A 15,395-nucleotide genomic window follows, 5' to 3' on the forward strand; every position below is an offset into this window, starting at 1 on the left:
GGCAAAAGATGAAGACCAGAGAAAATGAGGTGAAGGGTTGAAGGTCGATTTGCACATGCACAGCCATTGTTCCGATGGGGTCCTGTCGCCCACCGAGCTGATGGAACGCGCGTTTGCGCAGGGCGTGCAGCTGCTGGCATTAACGGATCACGATACCTTGGCCGGGGTTGAAGAGGCCCGTGAACGGGCCCAGTCGCTGGGGATGCAGCTGGTCAGCGGTATCGAGTTTTCGACCCGCTGGGGCAGCATGGGTATTCATATCGTCGGGCTCGGTTTGGCGCTTGAACGGCCGGCGCTGCACGCCACCGTAGCCGCACAGCGCCGTGCTCGCGCTGAGCGCAACGAGGAGATTGGCCGGCGGCTGGAAAAAATAGGCGTGGTCGACGCCTACGAGCGTGCCCGCGAGTTGGCGGGGGAAGTCGAGCCCGGCAGGCCGCATTTTGCGGAGTTGTTGGTGCGTGACGGCAAGGTGGTCGATAGCGCGCGCGCCTTTAAAAAGTACCTCGGTTCGGGCAAGCTCGGCGACGTGCGCCAGCAGTGGCCTCCGATGGCCGATATCGTAGCGGCAATTCGGGCGGCGGATGGCGTGGCGGTGCTTGCGCACCCGGCCAAATACGCCCTGACCCGCACCAAACTGCGTGCGCTGATGAGTGACTTCGCGGCCGCAGGTGGTCAAGCGGTTGAGATAATCAGTGGTCAGCAGGCCTCAGGTATTGCCGAGAACCTCGCCTCTTTGGCCAGGGAGTTTGAGCTGGAAGCCTCGGTGGGCAGCGATTTTCATCGGCCGGGTCACCCTTGGCAGGAACTTGGCTGCCCCGGGGCCTTGCCCGCCTCGGTAACGCCGGTTTGGCACCGCTGGGCGCCTGGATAAGATGGTTTGTAACCGGGACGGGTGAAACCTATAATGGCCGTTTCGGGCCGCGAGGCCCCACAGCCTGCGATAAAGGAAGCTAAAGTGGCGCAGTTCTTTCAAATACATCCCGAAAACCCGCAGCCGCGTCTGATTTCCCAAGCCGTGGATATCATCCGCCGGGGCGGCATTGTCGTCTATCCTACTGATTCGGCCTATGCTCTTGGTTGTCACATTGGCGATAAAATGGCTCTGGATCGGATTCGTCTGATGCGGCGCCTGGATAAAGACCACAACTTTACCCTGATGTGCCGAGACCTGTCGGAGATTGCCACCTACGCCCGGGTCGACAATCAGGTGTTTCGCTTGCTGAAAACCCATACACCCGGCCCCTATACCTTTATTCTCGAGGGTACCTCCGAAGTGCCGCGCCGCTTGCGTCATCCCAAGCGAAAAACCATCGGCCTTCGGATTCCCGATAACCGGATTGCTCTGGCACTGCTTGAAGAGCTGAACGAGCCTTTGATGAGCAGCACGCTCTTGCTGCCGGGCGATGAGTATCCCTTGACCGATCCCTACGATATTCGCGACCTGCTGGAACATCAGGTGGAGCTCGTCATTGATGGGGGGTTTTGCGGCCTGGAGCCCACCACCGTCGTCGGATTAACCGAGGGCGTGCCCGAGTTGCGGCGCCAGGGCAAGGGTGATTTTTCAGTGCTGCTGGCGGGTTAGCTTCTCGTGCCTATGAAAGCTCACTATAATGCCGCCTTTTGTCCGCTTCTGAGTGCGGCCAAGGGCGTGCGATCTACCGTGCGCAGCAGGGGAAACAGGTGACCAATCCCATGACAGAGCCGCAACAACCAGACTCGTCAGAGAACGGGCAGGACGCTGCCGAGCCGCAGGCCCATCTTGAGCGAGAGGCGCACCCTGAGCAGGGGGAGATGCCTTTTGCCATAGTGCAGGGCAAGGCTTATACCCAGTTGCCCAAAGATTTGTACATTCCACCGGATGCGCTTGAGGTCTTTCTTGAGGCCTTTGAGGGTCCGCTGGATTTGCTGCTCTATCTGATCCGCCGGCAGAATTTGGACATCCTCGATGTCGATGTGTCTGAAATAACCGCCCAGTACATGGCGTATGTGGAGCTGATGGACGCGGCTCACTTTGAGCTGGCGGCGGAGTATCTGGTCATGGCGGCTATGCTGGCGGAGATTAAATCCCGTATGCTGCTGCCGCGTTCGGTGGAAGAAGAGGAAGAGGGCGAGGACCCGCGTGCCTCGCTGATCCGTCGCCTGCAGGAGTACGAGCGCTTCAAACTCGCCGCCGAAGACATAGACGAGCTGCCCCGTGTTGGTCGCGATGTTCACCAGGGCCGAGCCGAGGCACCGGATCGCAACCTCACCCGCCCCGAACCCGAGGTAGAGCTGCAGGAAATCCTCTTGGCGCTGTCTGAAGTCTTGCGCCGCGCGGATATGTTTGAAAGTCACCACGTGGAAATGGAGCGGCTCTCCACCCGCGAGCGCATGGCCCAGGTGCTTGATCGGCTCGCGGGGAAAACTTTTGTGCCTTTTGTCAGCCTTTTTACCGTACAAGAGGGGCGCCTCGGTGTGGTCGTGACCTTTTTGGCAGTAATGGAGTTGATCAAAGAGTCTCTGGTGGAAATCGTGCAGAGCGAATCTTTTGGCCCGATCCATGTAAAGGCAAAAACACAGTAATTATGGATATCAAACAACTACAAGCCATTGTTGAGGGCGCGCTTCTGGCCGCCGGTGAACCGCTTTCGCTAAAGCGGTTGGAAACGCTCTTTGATGAGGGGGAGGCGCCGGAAAAAGAACAGTTTATGGCCGCGTTGGAGGCCATTGGCGAACAGTGCGCAGGTCGCGGTTTTGAGCTGAAAGAAGTCGCCAGTGGCTGGCGCCTGCAGGTGCGTGAAGAAATGGCGCCCTGGGTGAATCGTCTGTGGGAGGAAAAACCGCAAAAGTACTCGCGGGCGCTACTGGAGACACTGGCTTTGATTGCCTATCGTCAACCCATCACCCGCGGCGATATTGAAGAGATCCGCGGTGTGGCGGTCAGCTCGCACATTATCAAGACCCTGGCCGAGCGCGAGTGGATCAAGGTGGTTGGTCAGCGCGATGTGCCAGGGCGCCCGTCGCTCTATGCCACCACGCGCCAGTTTCTCGATTACTTTAATCTCAAGAGCCTGGACCAACTGCCCACCCTGAGCGAGATTCGCGATATTGACGAAATCAACGCCGCGCTCGATCTTGACGGAGGTCAGGGGGGCGCAGAGGATGAGGGTGAAGATCGCCTCGGCGAGCCGGCCCAGCCCGGCGAGATGGACGATACCGCTTATGAGCACGATGACGATGCCGAGGTGGCAGAGGTTTCATCCGAATCAGACGAATACGAATCAGACGAAGCACCGGCCGATGCCGGTGACGAAGTGCCCTCGGCGGAAGACCCGGCCGATACTGAACAGCGGAGCGCCTGACGGCGATACTATGGTGAAAAAGAATGCGCCCGAGCAGGGCGAACAGCCGGTCCCGGTGGCCGGCGATGAAAAGCTCCAGAAAGTTCTGGCGCGGGCTGGCTGCGGATCGCGGCGGGAAATGGAGCGCGCCATTGTTGCCGGCGAGGTGCAGGTAAACGACCGCACCGCCACTTTGGGTGATCGTGTCACCGACTCCGATAAAATCGTGTTTCGCGGCAAGAGCATCAAGAACAAAAGCGTGCGCAGCAAGCGCCGTGTGATTCTCTACAATAAGCCCGAGGGTGAGATCTGTTCGCGCCAGGACCCGGAGGGGCGGCGCACAGTTTTCGATGCCTTGCCGAGTTCGGGCGAGCGCTGGATCTCAGTGGGCCGGCTGGATTTCAACACCAGTGGCCTGCTGTTGTTTACCAACGACGGTGATCTTGCCAATAAGTTGATGCATCCCTCCTCGGTGATCGACCGTGAATACCTGGTGCGTATTCAGGGTGAGGTGGACGATGCCATGAAAAAGCGTCTGCTCGAAGGTGTATTGCTCGACGATGGGGTCGCTCGCTTTACCGATATTGTCGATGGTGCTGGCGAGTCGCGTAACCGCTGGTTCTACTGCGTGGTCATGGAGGGGCGCAATCGCGAGGTTCGCAGGCTCTGGGAGTCTCAGGGCGTGCGGGTGAGCCGGCTCAAGCGAGTGCGCTACGGCAATATTTTTATTCCCTCACATGTGCGGGTCGGTCAGTGGCTTGAGCTCAATAACCGTGAGATTGCCGACTTGTGTCTTACTGCGGGTCTCGAGCCTGAGCGGGTCAAGCCTGACGCACCGGATACCCACAAGCAGCGCGAGCGGCACGAGCGCAAGCTCAGGGCCGGTCGCAACAAGCGTCCCGCCCGCCCGGCCAAGCCCAAGTCATAAATTTGTGGTGCGGGATTTTTGCCCGCTCTTTGCGATATTTGCTGTGGCGCAACTGGTTAGCAGGGATCTCTACTGGGTGACCGCTTTTAAGGTATGCGCTGGCGCTTCGCAGCAGGAGCGGTTGCGCCCGGCGCGCTTGGCGCTGTAAAGCGCCCGATCGGCGCGCTCAACCAATGCGGTCAGTGGCTCCGCGGGGTCGACACAGGCGCTGACACCAATGCTGGCTGTGGGCGCAATGGCTGTGTCGGCGTGGCGAATCTTCAGTTTTTCGATGGCGCGGCGCAGCCTCTCTGCGGTAATCAAGGCGCCAGCCGCGCCCGTGGCGCTCAAGAGCAGGGCAAACTCCTCCCCCCCGTAGCGGAACGTCATATCGGTGCTGCGACTGACCTGTTCAATGGTTTTGGCGACCTTGGCAATGACCTGGTCGCCGCAGCCGTGGCCGAAGCGATCGTTTACCTGTTTAAAGTGGTCAATGTCGACCATCAGCAGAGCAAAGGGTTTGCCATTGCGCTGCAGCAGTTGGTGCTCGCGCTCGAGAGCTTTTTCCATGGCAGCGCGATTTCCCACCCTTGTCAGCGGATCCACCAGCGCCATTTGCATGGCTTGGCGGTACTGCTGGGCATTGCGTAGCGGAAAGGCGAGAGACGCCAGTAGCGTTTCCAGCGACTTCTGTTCATCGTCGCTGAACCGAGTTTTACGGAAAAAGGTCACACTGCCCAGGTCGGCGTCCGGTAAGGTCATATTGTAGAGACAGCGATGAACCGCTCTATGCCCCAGTTTGAATTTGCCGCAACTCTCGCTCTCATAGGATAGGCCGTTGTAGTCCACCAGCTGTCGTGAGTAGCGGAAAAACAGTGATAAGAGTTCACCGGTGTCCAAAGTGGTTTGCAGGGCATGGGCCAGCCGAGTGCGCACATCGAGTAGGGCGGAGGTGGCCAGGGGGTCACTGAACAGCCCCCCGTTCAGGGCTTCGGCGCTGCTGGTCTGGGACAGATCTCGCATAATCTCGCTACTCTTCTCGGGGCGGCCAACCATTGGCGCGCCGCAACGCCTCAGGCGTTAATCGTGGTTCGTACCGAGTGCTTAAGCGATTTCTGTGCCAGGAAGATTTTCTCGGGTAAAGTCTTTTAAAATCAGAGCTTTAGGTGTTGGTCGTAGCTTCTGTTATAAGCTTGGTGTCAAGCCGATGACTCTTTTTTCCGTCTCGGGCGGTAAACTCTTGCCGCCAGTCAAAAAAGTGTCAGCTTGCTAGAGCGGGCAGGGTAATACTCACACTGAGACCGCCACCGGGGCGATTGTGAGCGCTAATTTGTCCGCCGTGAAGGGCAACCGTGCGCTGGGCGATCGCAAGACCGAGGCCATAGCCCCCACTCTCGCGGTCGCGAGCCTGATCCGTACGATAGAAAGGCTGAAAAATATCCGCCAGTTGATTCTCCGGTACGCCGGGGCCGGTATCGTCGACGACGATGCGCAGAACGGCGTCGTCGCGGCTAACATGCGTGGTGATTTCACCGCCGTTTGGTGTGTACCGCAAAGCGTTGCGCAATACATTGTCAAAGACGCCGTAGAGCATATTGCCGTGCGTGGCGACCAGGGCTTCGCTCAGGGGGTTGTCCAGCCTGAGGCTCACGCTTTGGCGCTCGGCCTCGCTCTCAAGACTTTCCTGCAAGGCGTTGAGCAGGGCTGTCAGATCCATGGTGTCATCCAGCGCCCAGCCGCCATCGTCAAGAACGGGCAGCGCCAGAATGTCGGAGATCACGTCGTTGAGGTAGTCGGCGGCCTGTTTTATCCGGTCCAGCTCTTTGTCTACAACCCCCTGGCTACGCTGTTGCGCTAACGCCAGCGCTACCTGCAGCCGTGCCAGCGGCGTGCGCAGCTCGTGCGAGACGTCTTTGATCAGACGCTTTTGTTCGGCCATCGCCTTTTCCAGCCGCTCGGTCATGTGGTCGAAGTCGTGGGCGAGGGAGGCGATCTCATCGTGGCGCTTATCAAAGCGCTGGCTGATGCGCACGCTCAAATCCCCTTTGGCGATGGAGCGGGTTGCTTTTTGGAGGGTGGACAGCCCGCGGGCCAAGTGACGGGCGAGAAAAAAACAGGCCGTGCCGCTGACCAAAATTGAAGTGAGAATCAGTGGCCAGATATTGTTGATAAACAGCTGCCAGACAATATCGCCGGATTTTTTCTCGCCCTTGCTCGCCGAGAGCGTAAAAATTTTCACGCCTTTGCCGTCATTGAGGGTGACGTGCCGACCCCAGGTTTTCTCGTCTTCGACAATGACCTTGTCAAAGGGGTGGCTGGGATTGAGCTTGTGAACAAGGTGCTGAACGCCCGGTGGCAGGGGGCGGCCCAGCAAATCGTGGTTATTGGAATCGACGATATAAAAATGGCGTATCGACCATTCGGGCATGCTCCGCATGTCCGCCAGTACCTGGGCCGAGTTGCGGTTGATGGCCGAGCCCACCATTTGATAGAGAAACCGGAGGCCGGGCTCGTACTCGCGATCGTCCCGCAGCCTTTGCAGGTTATTGTCCGGATTGATGTCGCGCCAGTGCACGGACACGACTGAGGTGACGATGATGATCGCGGTAATGCACCAGAAGGTCAGGAAGACCCTGAGGTAAAGCCGGGTCATTTGGCCGCGGGCGCCTCGCTGGCACGGGTTAGCATGTAGCCTGCGCCACGCACGTTAATGATCTGGTCCTTGCTGGCGCCAGCGGCGGCGAGCTTTTTGCGGATGTTGCTGACGTGCACATCGATGCTGCGGTCGTAGGGGGTGAGTTTGCGGCCCAGCGCCTGTTCGGTCAGGTCATCCTTACTGATCACTTGCCCGGCCTGGCGTACCAGCAGTTCCAGCACACTGAATTCGGTTCCGGTCAGCGGCAGCTGGGTTTGGTCCCAGTAGGCCGAGCGGCTGCCAAGCTGCAGTACCAGATGGTCCACCTGCAAGGTGTCGGCCTCGGGTTGAATCCTCTGGCTGGCGGCTGTGCGACGCAGCACCGCTCTGAGTCGGGCGACGAGTTCACGGGGATCGCAGGGCTTGGGCAGGTAATCGTCGGCTCCGATCTCCAAGCCGATTACCCGATCAATGGTATCGCCCTTGGCGGTCAGCATGATAACCGGGGTCTCCTGCTGACCCAGCTCGGCGCTCTGGCGCAGCTTTTTTAAGACATCAAAGCCGCTGTGTCTGGGTAGCATAACGTCGAGGATCATGGCGGTGTACTGGTTCTCCCGCGCCATCTCCAGAGCCTGGCTGCCGTCGTAGGCAACGGATACCGAAAAGCCCTCGGCGTTCAGGTACTCTTGCAGTAGCTCTGACAGTTCCCTGTCGTCGTCGATAAGTAAAATGTCAGCCATGTCGACCTCTGCTATTGATTCCGGTGGAGCCTGTTCCGCCGCGCTCTGCGCCGGGCAAGTTTGCATGAGCCTGACGCCTGTGTCATTGCCCGCGTTCGGCGGTTAACCTTTCTTAACCTGGCGGGCCGCGTCTCGCTGCCCTTGCGTGTCTTGGTCTTTGCTGGGAAAATCCGCGACCTGAGATCGCACCCATCAACCCTAAAGGTAAGTTTGCAGTGGCCATTATCGGGCTTTTTTTTGGCAGTGACGAGGGCAATACCGAACAGGTCGCCCTGCGTATTCAAAAACGTCTCGGCGCGGACGTGGTTCAGTTGCACGATATAGCCGATGTCACGCAACTGGAGTTTACCCAGTACGAGCGTATTATTCTCGGTATTCCCACCTGGGATTTTGGCCAGATACAGTCGGATTGGGAAGAGTTTTGGGACGATCTGGCGGAGGTGGACTTCTCCGGTAAGACGGTAGCGCTATTTGGCTTGGGCGATCAGTTCGGCTACGGCGACTATTTTCTCGATGCCATGGGCATGTTGCACGATGTGATCGACGCCACTGGCCCGCAGCGCATCGGCTACTGGCCCTTGGAGGGCTATGAGTTCGAGGCCTCCAAGGCCGAGCGCGACGGCGAGTTTGTTGGCCTGGCTATTGATGAGGATCAGCAGGAGCATTTGACCGCCGAGCGGCTGGATCGCTGGTGTGAGCAGATTCATCGCGAGTTCGGCCTGGATACCCCACTGTCTCTTGGTGATTGATTCAGCGGGCAGCGGTACTCGCCGGGTCAATAGGGCACTTCGGCGACAAACACGGCTCTGATGGGGCCGGGGTAACCCTCAATGGTTTTGCCCGGATCGCTCGGGTCGAGAAAGTTGGCCAGCGAGTGGTAGCGCATCCAGTCGGTGGTGCGCTGTTCTTCAATGGTGGTGGGGCAGATATCCACTCCCCGGGGGTTGACCAGCCCACACTTTCGCATCCAGCCGAGCAGGGTGGGGGCACTCGGTAAAAACCACACGTTGTTCATCATGGCGTAGCGCCCCGAGGGCACCAGCACCTGGCCATCCTCTCCTTCGATAATCAGGGTTTCCAGCACTAGCTGTCCGCCGGGGCGCAGGGTGTCTTTGAGCTCGCGCAAGTGATCCATGGGGGATCGCCGGTGATAGAAAACCCCCATGGAAAAAGTGGTGTCGAAGGCTTTGAGCTCAGCGGGCAGCTGCTCAATGCCCAGTGGCAGCACATCGATCGGCTGTTCACCCAGCATTTTTTTGATAGCGGCAAACTGGACAACAAAACGCGGTGACGGGTCTATGCCGACCACCCGGGCGGCGCCATCGCCCAGCATGCGCCAGCCGTGGTAACCGTTGCCGCAGCCTACATCCAGCACCAGGCGACGGTGCAGCGGCGCTATGGCATCGCGCAGCCTCTCCCATTTCCAATCAGAGCGCCACTCCGTGTCGATGTGAATCCCGTGCAGATAATAGGGCCCCTTGCGCCAGGGGATCAGGCGTTCGAGTGCTGCTTTGAGTCGCGCGCACGTGGGTTCGTCAATGTCGCTGTCGACGCGCACCTCGGTGCCTAATTCCAGTCGCTCGGGGGCGATATCGGGCAGCGCGTGGAGCGCATCCAACCAGTCGGGCAGGTCACCGTAGCGGGTGGTCGACAGGCCGCGGGCAATCTCCATCGGCAGTTGGTCGGCCCAGTCGGCAAGCTTTGGGTTGTCACGCAAGAAGTCGTACAGCGGTTGGTAATCAATCATTTAATGGCGATCATCGAGGCAAAGTTGAGACACTGAAACCAAACGTCCACACTGGCGAAACCCGCTGCCTTTAGGCGGTTTCGATGCTGCTCCAGTGACTCGGGGATAAGCACGTTGTCGATGGCGGTGCGTTTTTGCGCGATTTCGAGCTCACTGTAGCCATTGGCGCGCTTAAATTCGTGATGCAGCTCGGTCATCAGCGCCTGGTGGGGGGCGTCGGCAAAAGCGACCTTCTCGGACAGAATCAAAACACCACCCGGGTTCAGTCCTTCGGCAATGCGCTTGAGCAGCAGGTCCCGCTCCTCGATAGGGACAAATTGCAGGGTAAAGTTGAGTACCACCAGTGAAGCTCTGGCGATCTCCATATCCTGCAGCCGGGCCTGCACCAATTCGACGGGAACCTCCTGGCTGTCGGCATCCATAATTTGTCGGGCCCGGGCGATCATTGCCGGGGAGTTGTCCACTGCCACAATCCGGCAGTTGGCCGCGCGAATGCGGTGGCGCATGGCCAGGGTTGCCGCCCCCAGGGAGCAGCCCAGGTCGTAGCACTGGGAGTCGGCGGCGGCGTAGCGCTCAGCCAAGGTCCCGATCATGTTGAGGATCGTCGGGTAACCGGGCACTGATCGCTTGATCATATCGGGAAAAACATCCACGACCCGCTGATCAAAGCTAAAGCGGTCCACCTGGGCGAGGGGGTTGGCGTAGAGGTTGTCGCGCGAGTCGCTCATGCTGAAATTCTGCTGGGTAAAGGGCCCCGGCATTTTAGCGGCCTAATCCTCACCACTCAATGCCGGCTTGGTTGAGCGCTTTATTTCTGTCACAGAGATGTCACACTTCCTGCGGATAATTCCGCCATGCAGTCTTCACCCGCTTTACATATGCCCATTTCAAGGGAGGACGCTGTGGTGCAGCACCTCCAGAGTCACTTGCAAGATATCATCGACAAGCAGCAGCTGTACGCCGTCTTTCAGCCGGTCATCAACGTCATCAACTGCACGATTGTAGGCTATGAGGCGTTGATTCGTGGGCCCTCAGGGTCGGGGCTGGAGCGGCCGGATCAGCTGTTTGCCGCGGCCGCCGGTGCCGGGCAACTGGCGCGTCTGGAGTACGCCTGCCGCGAGGCCGCCTGCCTGAGTTTTATGGCGCAACAGCTGCCGGGCAAGTTGTTTTTGAACATGACGCCTCTGTCCTTTACCGACAGTCAGTATCGCGATGGGGTCACCATGGCAATACTCAGGCGGCTGAAGCTCGACCCCGAGCGCGTAGTGTTTGAGCTGACCGAGAAACAACCCATGGAGGAATACGAGCTGCTGAGCAGTGCCTGCGAGCACTTCCAGCGTCAGGGCTTTGCTGTGGCTATTGACGATCTCGGAGCCGGTTACGCCGGTCTGCGTATCTGGAGCGAACTCAATCCTGATTACGTCAAGATCGACCGCCACTTTGTCAGTGGCATTGAGCGCAGTGCGGTAAAGCGCGAGTTTGTGCGTTTTATGATGGACATCGCCCACCGCATCGGTAACAAAGTCATTGCCGAAGGCATAGAAACCGCCGACGAGTTCAAAACCTTGGTGTCCATGGGTATTGAGTACATGCAGGGCTACTACATTGCCAGGCCCTCAAGGGAGCCGACCTTGCAAATGCCCGAGCACGTCAATGAAGCGCGGGCAACGGCCATGCCGCTGTCTCGAGACACTTTTCATCACACATTGCGCGAAGTGACCGTGACCGAGCGCGGCATTACTCCCGAGATCAGTGCAGGCGAAGTGGTAAAAATGTTCCGCTCGGACGTGCGCCTCACCTGCTTGCCAGTCGTGACCGAAGATCAAAAACCTCTGGGTATGATCAGCCGCTCGGAGCTGCTCAATACCTTTTCCTGGCGCTACTCCTACGAATTGCACGCCAACAAGCCGATTTCCGGCTTTATCAGTGCGCGCACACTGATGATGGACATCAACAGCGATCTTAATTCTGCGGGACGACTGGTCACTGAGGATCCGGCGCAGAATTTGAGCGTTGATATTATCGTCTGTGAGCGGGATCGCTACGTGGGTGTGGCCAAAGTGCGCAATATCCTGCGCAGCATTGCCGATGAAAAACTCCGCGCGGCCCGACACTCCAACCCGTTAACGGCCTTGCCGGGCAATGTACCTCTCTATGAGTGGATTGACCGGTTGCTCTGTCAGCGTGCGGATTTTATCGTAGCCTATTGCGACATCAATCATTTCAAGCCTTTTAACGATGCCTTTGGGTACAGTTGTGGCGATGACGTGATCATTTTGTTGGGGCAGTTGCTGCGTCAGGTGGTGGACCCGGAGTTGGATTTTATCGGTCACGTGGGCGGCGATGATTTTGTCGTGGTCTTTAAAAGTCGCGACTGGCAGGCGCGCTGCGAACAGTTGCTTGAGCGTTTCTCCCAGTCTGTCGAGACCCAAATGCCTCCCGAACAGCTCGACTATTGGATTGAAGACCGTCACGGCCAGCGGCGCCGGTTCGGTCCGCTCACCATCGCCATCGGCTGTGTTCATCCGGATCCTGAGCAGTGCTTTACCCACCATCAAGTCGCTATGCTGCTGGCCGATGCCAAGCACCGTGCCAAGGCGCTTGGAGGGCAGCAGTTGTTTGTCTCGCGTCGGCGCTCTCCCGAGACGGCCTAGCTGGTTTCCAGCCTCCCACACTTAGGCTATGCTTGGGGCAACCCAAAGACGAGACGAGCCTATGAGCCCATCGGGATTTGCCAAAACCCGGGTGCTGGTTGTCGATGATTTTGACAACTTCCGAATGACCGTGATGCGCATGCTGCAGGAGTTTGGTGCCGAGCAGGTGGACACCGCATCGAGTGGCAGCGACGCCCTGCGTAAATGCCGCGCCGCTTTCTATGACTTGGTGCTGTGCGATTACAACCTGGGCCACGGCAAAAGTGGGCAGCAAGTGCTTGAGCAGTTGCGCCATGAAAAGTTGCTAAAGAACAGCGCGCTTTTTGTGCTTATTTCGGCCGAATCCAGTAAAAATATTGTTATGGCCGCCTATGACTATGAACCCGATGCCTACCTGACCAAGCCTATAACCGCCATGACACTGCAGCAGCGTCTGGAGCGGCTGTTCCGCCAGCGAGCGGAAATGAAACCCATCTATGACGCTCTGGACGAGGACAATATCAATGCGGCAATTGATCGTTGCCGCGGCCTGATTGATAGCAACAGCCGCTACCGGTCTCACTGTCAAAAGCTGTTGGGTCAGCTGTTGTTATCCAGCGGCAACTATGTGGCAGCGGAGGGACTGTACCGGCAAGTGTTAGACTCGCGTGAGCTGGACTGGGCTCAAGTGGGCCTAGCAGCCGCTAAGAAAGGCCAGAATGACTGGATGGCTGCGCAGCAATGGGTTGAGCAGGCGCTTGGTGTTAGCGATATGTGCATGCCAGCCTACGATTTACTGGCCAGTATCCAGCTAGAGAGAGGTGATTTTGCCGCTCAGCAGAAAACCTTGGAAAAAGCGGTGGATATTTCGCCACTGTCGGTGATCCGTCAGCAAAACCTCGGTGCGCTTGCCTTTCGCAATCAAGATATGGCGGTGGCAACTCAGGCTTACAAGAGCAGCGTTAAACTCGGTGAGCACTCCTGCTACGACACGCCGCAAGTGCATTTGCAATTTGTGCGCGCCTGCTCGGAGCTGAGCCGCCGCGACCCTGAGCAGGGCAAGGCCTACGCACGCGATGTGATGCGTGTGCTTGGCGAGTTTGAAAATCGCTTTGGCGGTGGCTTTGATAATCGCCTGTTGTTGCACTCGGCGGCCTGTGCCTTTAAAGCGGCCACGGGCGATGTGGCTGGTGCAAAGAGCCTGCTCGGGGATCTGCGCGAGCGCACTGAGGGCCAGACCGCCGCGCTTGAGGCGCGCATCGATTGGGTCAGCGCCTGCGATGCGATGGGGGAGCGTGAGCAACGCGATGAGTTGATCAAAGCCCTGTTGGATGAATTCAAAGGCGATCAACAGGCGCTCGAGAGCATTGACCGCGTACTTGAATCTCCGGTCAGCGATAAGAACCGCAAGCGGGTGGCCGACATCAACAAAAAGGGGATTGCCTGTTACGATTCCGCTGATTTTACAGGCGCCGTTGCCTGTTTTACCCAGGCTGCGGCGGAGTTTCCCAAGCATGTCGGTATCGAGCTGAATTTGTTGCAGGCACTACTCGGTTCATTGGAGGCGGAGCAGGGCGGTGCCGAACAACTGGATAAGGCCCTGGCGACCCGCGATCGGCTCGAGCAGCGCGTGCCGGTCGGGCATGCGCAAGCGTCTCGCTATGCGCAATTAAAAGCCAAGCTGGCCGAGCTTGCCCATCAATTTTCCAGCGACGGACAGTGACACTATGACAGAACAACATTTACCGGTTGATTTTTCCTTTGTGCTGGCTTCGAGTGTTCACGATATGAAAAACTCTGTCGGCATGCTCATGCAGACGCTGGAGCAAATTTCGGCGAGCCTGAGTCCGCAAGATCCGCAGCAGCGCGACCAGCTGGCCGTGCTTGGGTATGAGGCGGCCAGGATTAACGGCGAGCTGATCCAGCTTCTGGCGCTCTATCGCATGGAGAATAAGCGCATGCTGGTGCAGATCGACGAGCACTACCTTGATGAAATCATTAACGAGCAACTCGCGCGCAACGACATTCTTTTTCGCTCCCGTTCGATTGATGTCGAGGTGGATTGCCCGGAGGATGTGTGTTGGTATCTCGATGCTGAACTCCTGGGCAGTGTGGTGAATAACTTGCTGGTCAATGCTGCCCGCTATTGCAAGTCGCGCATCAAGATTGCCGCTGCCATCGTGAACGATGAGCTGCATCTGGTGATCGCGGATGACGGCAGGGGTTACCCCGACTTTATGCTCAAAGAGCCCATGGCGACATCGAACAGTGTTTCTTTCAGTCAGGGCAACACCAATCTCGGATTGCTGTTTGCCGGTGAGATCGCGCGTTTGCACCGCCGTGGTGAACAGGTCGGGCGGATTGAGCTGGCCAACCAGGGGGTGTTGCCGGGCGGCGAAATTCGCGTGATCCTGCCTTGAAAACTGGCTATCTCTGTTGCATTATCAAGGACTGATTAACGCGGGCAGATAGGGAACCGGTCAATGCTGAAAATCCGCTTCAAGAATAAAAAGTACAGCGCGGTATGGCTGGTAGAGCCCAGTGTCAGTATCGGTCGGGATCGGGCCAACGAGCTGGTGGTCAGCGCGCCCAATGTGGCGGATAAACACCTGACCATCGAGGTGGAGCACGAAAACCTTGAACTGGTTAACCTGGTGCCCGGCTCTGCGGTCGAGGTCAACGGCGAAGAAATCACCGATCGAAGAGTACTTAAACCCACCGACGTTATTTCCCTCTCCGGAGTCGAGCTGGAAATCATCGATCCTAAAGACGACTCCGCTCAGGCGCCTGCCGAACGTCAGCAAACCAACCCCCGTACCCCGAAGGCGACCGGCTGGGCCCTGAAAGCCAATCATACCGCCCTGGGCAATCGGGTTTATCCGCTCAAGCCCAGCAATGTCGTCGGCCGCTCCAGCGACTGCGACATCTCATTAGCGGCGGCTCACTTATCGCGCCGTCACGCGCAGCTTACAGTGATTGAAGGCGTGCTCTACGTGCGCGATCTGGGCTCGGCAAATGGCACCTTTCTCAACGGTAAGCAGATTACCGAGGCAAGGGTAAAACGAGGTGACGAGCTGCGATTTGATACCTTGAGCTTTGGCGTCATTGGCCCGGCCGACGACATGGCCAAAACCACCATACGCCCGTTGGATAAGGCCGCCAAGCCGGCGGCCCCGACCCGCCCACGCACTGCGCCCAAATCTTCACCGGTGGCCGGCGGCGATCCGGTTAAGCCGGCCGCGTCACAGCCGGAGCCGGCAGCAGACAAACCGCGCTATGGCACGGCCGGCTTGGCGGTGCTGGTGGTCCTGACGGTGATCGTGGTGGCTGCGCTCTATCTCACCCGGGGTTGATCGCCCCCAAGGCCACCTCGCGGCCCCTTATACGACTTGCGCCTGAGGTATTTTGCGGCT

General features: G+C 58.4%; 15 protein-coding genes. 10 read left to right on the forward strand and 5 right to left on the reverse strand.

Annotated elements, in window-relative coordinates:
- The first annotated feature begins 37 nt into the window (after nucleotides 1-37).
- The 5 genes from QWI16_RS18480 (at nucleotide 38) to QWI16_RS18500 (ending at nucleotide 4,248) form a co-directional block, all read left to right on the forward strand.
- Complete coding sequence (locus QWI16_RS18480) at nucleotides 38-871, forward strand: PHP domain-containing protein (RefSeq protein WP_302715509.1); 834 nt, start codon at nucleotides 38-40, stop codon at nucleotides 869-871.
- Between the two features lie 84 nt (nucleotides 872-955).
- Nucleotides 956-1,582, forward strand: coding sequence for an L-threonylcarbamoyladenylate synthase (locus QWI16_RS18485; protein WP_302715511.1), 627 nt, complete (start codon nucleotides 956-958; stop codon nucleotides 1,580-1,582).
- Nucleotides 1,583-1,692: 110 nt separating this feature from the next.
- Entirely contained in the window at nucleotides 1,693-2,562 is an 870-nt protein-coding gene (locus QWI16_RS18490) for a segregation and condensation protein A (protein ID WP_302715514.1), read from the forward strand.
- 2 nt (nucleotides 2,563-2,564) lie between these two features.
- Nucleotides 2,565-3,341, forward strand: coding sequence for an SMC-Scp complex subunit ScpB (gene scpB / locus QWI16_RS18495; protein ID WP_302715517.1), 777 nt, complete (start codon nucleotides 2,565-2,567; stop codon nucleotides 3,339-3,341).
- A gap of 10 nt (nucleotides 3,342-3,351) precedes the next feature.
- Nucleotides 3,352-4,248: a pseudouridine synthase gene (locus tag QWI16_RS18500; protein WP_302715519.1), complete on the forward strand. Its 897-nt coding sequence runs from the start codon at nucleotides 3,352-3,354 to the stop codon at nucleotides 4,246-4,248.
- A 69-nt stretch (nucleotides 4,249-4,317) separates the two neighbouring features.
- Here QWI16_RS18500 and QWI16_RS18505 read toward each other — a convergent pair whose 3' ends face one another.
- From QWI16_RS18505 to QWI16_RS18515, 3 genes are all read right to left on the reverse strand, one after another.
- The gene (locus QWI16_RS18505) at nucleotides 4,318-5,250 is read right to left on the reverse strand and encodes a GGDEF domain-containing protein (protein ID WP_302715522.1); all 933 of its coding nucleotides are present in this window, start codon (nucleotides 5,248-5,250) and stop codon (nucleotides 4,318-4,320) included.
- A gap of 238 nt (nucleotides 5,251-5,488) precedes the next feature.
- Nucleotides 5,489-6,880 (reverse strand): ATP-binding protein, encoded by a 1,392-nt coding sequence (locus QWI16_RS18510; protein WP_302715525.1) that lies wholly within the window; start codon nucleotides 6,878-6,880, stop codon nucleotides 5,489-5,491.
- Nucleotides 6,877-7,602 (reverse strand): response regulator transcription factor, encoded by a 726-nt coding sequence (locus QWI16_RS18515; protein WP_302715526.1) that lies wholly within the window; start codon nucleotides 7,600-7,602, stop codon nucleotides 6,877-6,879. Before QWI16_RS18515 ends, QWI16_RS18510 begins: the two co-directional genes overlap by 4 nt.
- A gap of 215 nt (nucleotides 7,603-7,817) precedes the next feature.
- On the opposite strand from QWI16_RS18515, the gene QWI16_RS18520 reads away from it, so the two are divergent.
- The gene (locus QWI16_RS18520; protein WP_302715527.1) at nucleotides 7,818-8,351 is read left to right on the forward strand and encodes a flavodoxin; all 534 of its coding nucleotides are present in this window, start codon (nucleotides 7,818-7,820) and stop codon (nucleotides 8,349-8,351) included.
- Between the two features lie 26 nt (nucleotides 8,352-8,377).
- On the opposite strand, the gene cmoB is transcribed toward QWI16_RS18520, so the two are convergent.
- Both cmoB and cmoA read right to left on the reverse strand, forming a co-directional pair.
- On the reverse strand, nucleotides 8,378-9,349 hold the full coding sequence (gene cmoB / locus QWI16_RS18525; protein WP_302715530.1) for a tRNA 5-methoxyuridine(34)/uridine 5-oxyacetic acid(34) synthase CmoB: 972 nt from the start codon (nucleotides 9,347-9,349) through the stop codon (nucleotides 8,378-8,380).
- A complete protein-coding gene (gene cmoA / locus QWI16_RS18530) occupies nucleotides 9,346-10,077 on the reverse strand; it encodes a carboxy-S-adenosyl-L-methionine synthase CmoA (RefSeq protein ID WP_302715531.1) in 732 nt (243 codons plus the stop codon). The genes cmoB and cmoA overlap by 4 nt, the downstream gene beginning before the upstream one ends.
- A 174-nt stretch (nucleotides 10,078-10,251) precedes the next feature.
- On the opposite strand from cmoA, the gene QWI16_RS18535 reads away from it, so the two are divergent.
- The 4 genes from QWI16_RS18535 (at nucleotide 10,252) to QWI16_RS18550 (ending at nucleotide 15,335) form a co-directional block, all read left to right on the forward strand.
- Complete coding sequence (locus tag QWI16_RS18535; protein ID WP_302715532.1) at nucleotides 10,252-12,003, forward strand: bifunctional diguanylate cyclase/phosphodiesterase; 1,752 nt, start codon at nucleotides 10,252-10,254, stop codon at nucleotides 12,001-12,003.
- Between the two features lie 61 nt (nucleotides 12,004-12,064).
- On the forward strand, nucleotides 12,065-13,705 hold the full coding sequence (locus QWI16_RS18540; RefSeq protein WP_302715533.1) for a tetratricopeptide repeat-containing response regulator: 1,641 nt from the start codon (nucleotides 12,065-12,067) through the stop codon (nucleotides 13,703-13,705).
- A gap of 4 nt (nucleotides 13,706-13,709) precedes the next feature.
- Nucleotides 13,710-14,402, forward strand: coding sequence for a sensor histidine kinase (locus tag QWI16_RS18545; RefSeq protein ID WP_302715535.1), 693 nt, complete (start codon nucleotides 13,710-13,712; stop codon nucleotides 14,400-14,402).
- 63 nt (nucleotides 14,403-14,465) lie between these two features.
- Nucleotides 14,466-15,335 (forward strand): FHA domain-containing protein, encoded by an 870-nt coding sequence (locus QWI16_RS18550; protein WP_302715537.1) that lies wholly within the window; start codon nucleotides 14,466-14,468, stop codon nucleotides 15,333-15,335.
- Nucleotides 15,336-15,395 lie beyond the last annotated feature (60 nt).

Origin of the sequence: Gilvimarinus algae (genome assembly GCF_030518215.1) — a bacterium.
In the GTDB taxonomy this organism is placed as follows: Bacteria; Pseudomonadota; Gammaproteobacteria; order Pseudomonadales; family Cellvibrionaceae; genus Gilvimarinus; species Gilvimarinus algae.

Excerpts from the sequence above, each read along its gene's own strand:
- QWI16_RS18490 (WP_302715514.1), top strand. The coding sequence starts at position 1,693 with ATGACAGAGCCGCAACAACCAGACTCGTCAGAGAACGGGCAGGACGCT.
- scpB (WP_302715517.1), top strand. The coding sequence starts at position 2,565 with ATGGATATCAAACAACTACAAGCCATTGTTGAGGGCGCGCTTCTGGCC.
- QWI16_RS18500 (WP_302715519.1), top strand. The coding sequence starts at position 3,352 with ATGGTGAAAAAGAATGCGCCCGAGCAGGGCGAACAGCCGGTCCCGGTG.
- QWI16_RS18505 (WP_302715522.1), bottom strand. The coding sequence starts at position 5,250 with ATGCGAGATCTGTCCCAGACCAGCAGCGCCGAAGCCCTGAACGGGGGG.
- QWI16_RS18510 (WP_302715525.1), bottom strand. The coding sequence starts at position 6,880 with ATGACCCGGCTTTACCTCAGGGTCTTCCTGACCTTCTGGTGCATTACC.
- QWI16_RS18515 (WP_302715526.1), bottom strand. The coding sequence starts at position 7,602 with ATGGCTGACATTTTACTTATCGACGACGACAGGGAACTGTCAGAGCTA.
- cmoB (WP_302715530.1), bottom strand. The coding sequence starts at position 9,349 with ATGATTGATTACCAACCGCTGTACGACTTCTTGCGTGACAACCCAAAG.
- cmoA (WP_302715531.1), bottom strand. The coding sequence starts at position 10,077 with ATGAGCGACTCGCGCGACAACCTCTACGCCAACCCCCTCGCCCAGGTG.
- QWI16_RS18540 (WP_302715533.1), top strand. The coding sequence starts at position 12,065 with ATGAGCCCATCGGGATTTGCCAAAACCCGGGTGCTGGTTGTCGATGAT.
- QWI16_RS18545 (WP_302715535.1), top strand. The coding sequence starts at position 13,710 with ATGACAGAACAACATTTACCGGTTGATTTTTCCTTTGTGCTGGCTTCG.
- QWI16_RS18550 (WP_302715537.1), top strand. The coding sequence starts at position 14,466 with ATGCTGAAAATCCGCTTCAAGAATAAAAAGTACAGCGCGGTATGGCTG.